Origin of the sequence: Aquisalimonas sp., assembly GCF_007120195.1 — a bacterium.
Lineage (GTDB): Bacteria > Pseudomonadota > Gammaproteobacteria > Nitrococcales > Aquisalimonadaceae > Aquisalimonas.
In genome coordinates this window covers 1-4072 of the sequence record NZ_SKOG01000077.1, presented here as the reverse complement: position 1 = coordinate 4072, position 4072 = coordinate 1, and the positions used below count along the sequence as shown (strand labels likewise).

At 63.9% G+C, this 4072-nt stretch carries 3 protein-coding genes and 2 pseudogenes; 3 read left to right on the top strand and 2 right to left on the bottom strand.

Annotation, left to right across the window (positions count from 1 at the left end):
- Positions 1-656, top strand: a pseudogene (locus tag QZT63_RS06575) (MFS transporter); the annotation flags it as partial.
- A gap of 37 nt (positions 657-693) precedes the next feature.
- Positions 694-1605 carry a homocysteine S-methyltransferase family protein gene (locus QZT63_RS06570; RefSeq protein WP_290649630.1) on the top strand — a complete coding sequence of 304 codons (912 nt, stop codon included), beginning with the start codon at positions 694-696 and terminating at the stop codon, positions 1603-1605.
- A 252-nt stretch (positions 1606-1857) separates the two neighbouring features.
- Here QZT63_RS06570 and QZT63_RS06565 read toward each other — a convergent pair whose 3' ends face one another.
- Positions 1858-2532 carry a DUF6607 family protein gene (locus QZT63_RS06565; RefSeq protein ID WP_290649628.1) on the bottom strand — a complete coding sequence of 225 codons (675 nt, stop codon included), beginning with the start codon at positions 2530-2532 and terminating at the stop codon, positions 1858-1860.
- A 410-nt stretch (positions 2533-2942) separates the two neighbouring features.
- Positions 2943-3335, bottom strand: a complete 393-nt coding sequence (locus QZT63_RS06560; RefSeq protein WP_290649626.1) for a hypothetical protein — start codon at positions 3333-3335, stop codon at positions 2943-2945.
- Between the two features lie 501 nt (positions 3336-3836).
- Between QZT63_RS06560 and QZT63_RS06555 the strand changes: the two are divergent.
- A pseudogene (locus QZT63_RS06555) lies at positions 3837-4072 on the top strand (thioesterase); the annotation flags it as partial.

The following is a 4072-nucleotide window of genomic DNA, read 5'->3' as shown; positions in this document are numbered from 1 at the left end:
TGTTCTGTTTCGCGATGGGCCTGGCGGGCTCCGCCTACTGGATTTTCGCGCCCGACCTCGTCGTCGAGATCGGCGGTCTTCCAGAAAGGCTCACGGCGTCCCTCTGGCTCGTCGTCGGCATTGCCGGTCTCGCGGGCGCCTGGGCGAGCGATCTCGGTGACCGACTGGGGGCACCCGCCACCCAGGCACTGGCGCTGGTGGCCCTGGGCGGCGCAACGGCGCTCGTGGCCATCGCTCCGGGCCAGTTGTGGATTGCACTGGTATCGGCCGCAGTGTTCGGCTGGGCCTTCATGACCCTGACCGGGTTGTACCTGGTCACCGGCATCCGGTTGCTGCGCGAGCGTCCGTCAATGGGGCCGGTGGTCCCCTTCCTGGCGATCACGGTCGGCCAGGCCGTGGGCTCCCCACTGGTCGGATGGACCATCGCCCGTACTGGCTACCTGGAGGCATTCGCGGTGTTCGCCGTGCTGGCGTTACTGGTTGCGGCCGTATCGTTCCTTTACCCCCGTGTATCCGCTGATGCGGTTGCCGAAGACGCGGCCGGACCATCGGTTCCGACGGCTACCGCCACGGCAGCGCCCATGAAGGGCGAACGGGCCCAACAAGAGTCCACCCCAGCACTGATCCGACACAGCCCCACCGACCGGTGCGGCTGACATCTTATTCGCGAGCCAAAAGAAGGAGAGCGGCATAATGACCTCTGAAAGACACCACGTCGTACTGCTGGACGGGGGAATGGGCCAGGAGCTCAGGCGGCGCAGCAGTCGCCCCGCCTCGCCGCTGTGGTCCGCTCAAGTCATGCTGGACGAACCCCATCTGGTGGTCGCCGCCCATCGCGATTTCATCGATGCCGGCGCCCGGATCATCACGGTCAACACCTACAGCGCGACACCGCAGCGCCTGGCACGCGATGGCGAGCCCAAGTTATTCGAGTCACTTCATGCAGCGGCGCTGAGCGCCGCCCGCAAGGCGTGCGACGACAGCGGCCAGGATGTGCGCATCGCCGGCTGCCTGCCGCCGTTGGTAGCAAGTTATCGCCCCGACCTCGCACCGGACGAAGCCACCTGCCTGCGTAACTATGGCCGAATGGTGGAGGCCCAGGCCGGGGGAGTCGATCTTTTCCTCTGCGAGACTATGTCCCTTGCCCGCGAAGCGCGTGCAGCGACCGAAGCTGCGGCGAAAAGCAAGCTGCCGGTGTGGACGGCCTTCACGGTGGATGACGGCGATGGTGCGCGCCTGCGGTCCGGCGAGCCGCTGGCCGAGGCGGCCCGAGAGGTCGTGACCGCTGGCGCCGATCGGGTGCTGGTCAATTGCGCAGTTCCTGAGGCGGTAACGACAGCCATGGGCGAGCTCGCCGGACTCGGTGTGCCGTTCGGCGGATACGCCAACGCCTTCACGTCCGTGGCCCCACTGCAGCCGGGGGGTACGGTGGATGTGCTGGAGTCGCGCACGGATCTTGGCCCCGCCGCTTACGCCGAGCATGCGCTTCGGTGGGTGGAGCAGGGTGCGACCATCGTAGGCGGCTGCTGCGAAGTGGGCCCCGCTCATATCGCAGCACTCGCTGAGCGATTGACCGTGGCGGGATACCATGTGGTGTCCTCTTGACTGCTCCGCTGCGGACCCAAGCTCCGTGAGCCACACAGAAAAGAGTGTCTGAATCAAAGGCCGGAGTTGACCAGGGCTCCCCTTTGCCGTCAGAAGACGTTAACCGACCCTGACCGGACCCTCGCCGGGGACGGCTGAGTGCCCCCTGTCGAGCGCAGAGCCGACGCTCACGACGAATCGTCGCTATAGATGGCAGCCCTGCCGGCCTGTGGCGAAAGCCGAGACGGCGGCGCATCGGGCCGATCGCCGTGGTTAACGCGGTTCTATCGGGTATTCGTCGGGCGCATCACGGCACTGCTCGGTGTCGACGGGTTCATACGTGATCCAACCGAGTTCATATGCGACGAGTTCGGCGTCGTCCGTCATCTTCCTGTTGTGCTGATTGTGGACCCAGCCGCGCGGCGTCACCTGGACAATGTTGGTCCGGTCCAACCAATCGTAGTCGTCCCGATCAAAACCAAACGGTGCACCACTGTCCCGGAACGGTTTCTCCGCCCGTCCGGCAGCGCACGACCACTTGTTTTGTTCCCAGCTACCATGACAACTATATCGGAATTCGCGCTCCGGATGGTCGGGTGTCCATTCCCAAACCTCGTGGCGCCACTGTCCGTCGTCGGGGCGATAGTCCCATATTTCATGGAAGTGGGGCACGAGCCGATCGTCCTCCGTCACACTGACGTGCACCTGAATGACCGCCCCGTCTTCCCGTCGCGCGAAGCTCACCCATTCGGTGATGGGATCGTCCAACTGGTAATCGGGGCCGAAACTGTCGTGCTCACCGTCCTCAACGTAGCGATATGTGACATCGAAGCACCCGGCCATCTCGCGCAGCAAATCGATTTCGCGTTGCGGTGCCTCGTCACCGGCACGGACGGCTGACCAGCTGAGCACCACCACAAGACAGGCCGTCGATGTTGCAAACCGCATTACGTCTCTCCTGGCGCTATCCTTAAGACAGGATTGAACACATGCCAGGCTGCTGTCCAGACATTCGCCCGAACGAACCCCGAACGGCGGTTAGCTCCGGGCGCTTGGGCCGCACTGAACGTCCTTCCGGCTTTGGCCCGCGACGCTGGTGCCGTTCTATCGCCGATGATGGGTAGTCTGATCAAACCACACTGCCTTCGGCATTGAGAAGAATGCTGCGAATGTGCGTTGATGCCTCAAGCGCGAACAGAAGGGCGGAGGACTGAGTATGACGATGCCTACCGAGATCGCGAATCAGGTGTAGGAGTACACGAGCAAATATCGCGGTCCTGCGCTGGGCGCGCCCCGTCGCGGCGTGCCGCCTCGGGCGCACTCTTGAACAGCGGTGCCACCGACTGCCCCTTGGTGTCTCACCTGGCGTCCGGCCAGACCATGGGCAGGTCTCCGGAGCTGAACAGCCGCCCTTCCAGCACGGGGGCGGCAAACGTAGTGGCAATGCCCCGGGTCACCTCGCCGGGCCTGGCGGGAAAGACATGGCGCAGCCCATGCACAATGAACTCGAACAGCGCTTTGGCATTGGCTCGTGGCACACCGGTCTGGCGGTCCTTGCGTACCAGCCCGACCTCCAGGCAGCGCCGCAGAGCCAGGCTGACCTGGCTCTTGCTGATGCCCGTCTCGTCCGCCAGGGCCCTGACGCCGTAACGCGCCATCAAGGCGTCGCCGTGCAAGAGTGACACGTCGTTCTCGGCCAGCGTGCTTTCTTCTTCGACCTGCCAGTCTCGTGCGTTGTCCGGGAGGGACATTGCCGCGTTTCCGACCCAACCCTGGAGAGCCTCTCTCCCGGTTCTGCAAAGCAACCAGCTTCAGCAGCAGGCCGACATCTTGACTGTTCATACCACCCCCAACGCCTGTCCCTCGTCCCAGGACACGGGACACTATTGACCGGATGGCAGAGACTTGTGATGGCAGAGGCTTGTCAAGAAAACGCGGATCGACGAACTGGAGTCCCCTTCGCCTTGTGGCGACGACCCACCTTCCCGGCCTGAGCTTCACAGGGGGACGGGAAGGCGCTACTCCAGCCACGCAGTCGAAGTGCCAATTTCCCGGGCGAGCAACACGCGTTGTGGGTCGCCGAGTCGTTCCACTCGCTGAACGCCTAACGGTTGCCGCAAGCAGTGAAATCTGATTCATTGCTTGGACAGCCCTCTAAACGCCGACACGTGAACCGACCCATGAGTGGATCCGCAGTCAGCGGACTGGGACCTCCGCAAAGACAGGTCACCTGACGCGCGGGAGATCCTGCGATGGATGAACAACGAGCATTCGCCGAACGGGTCTTCAACGCCCAGGCGTTCAGTCGGTACCTCGGTGCCCAACTGGAAAACGCGGGCACCTGTTCCGCCGAGATCAGCGTGGCCGTCGACGAGCACCTGAAGCAGCATCAGGGATTCGTGCATGGAGGCGTCCTTTGCTACCTGGCCGACAACGCGATCACGTTCGCCGGCGGGCTCGGCCTCGGCGGTGATGCCGTCACTTCGGA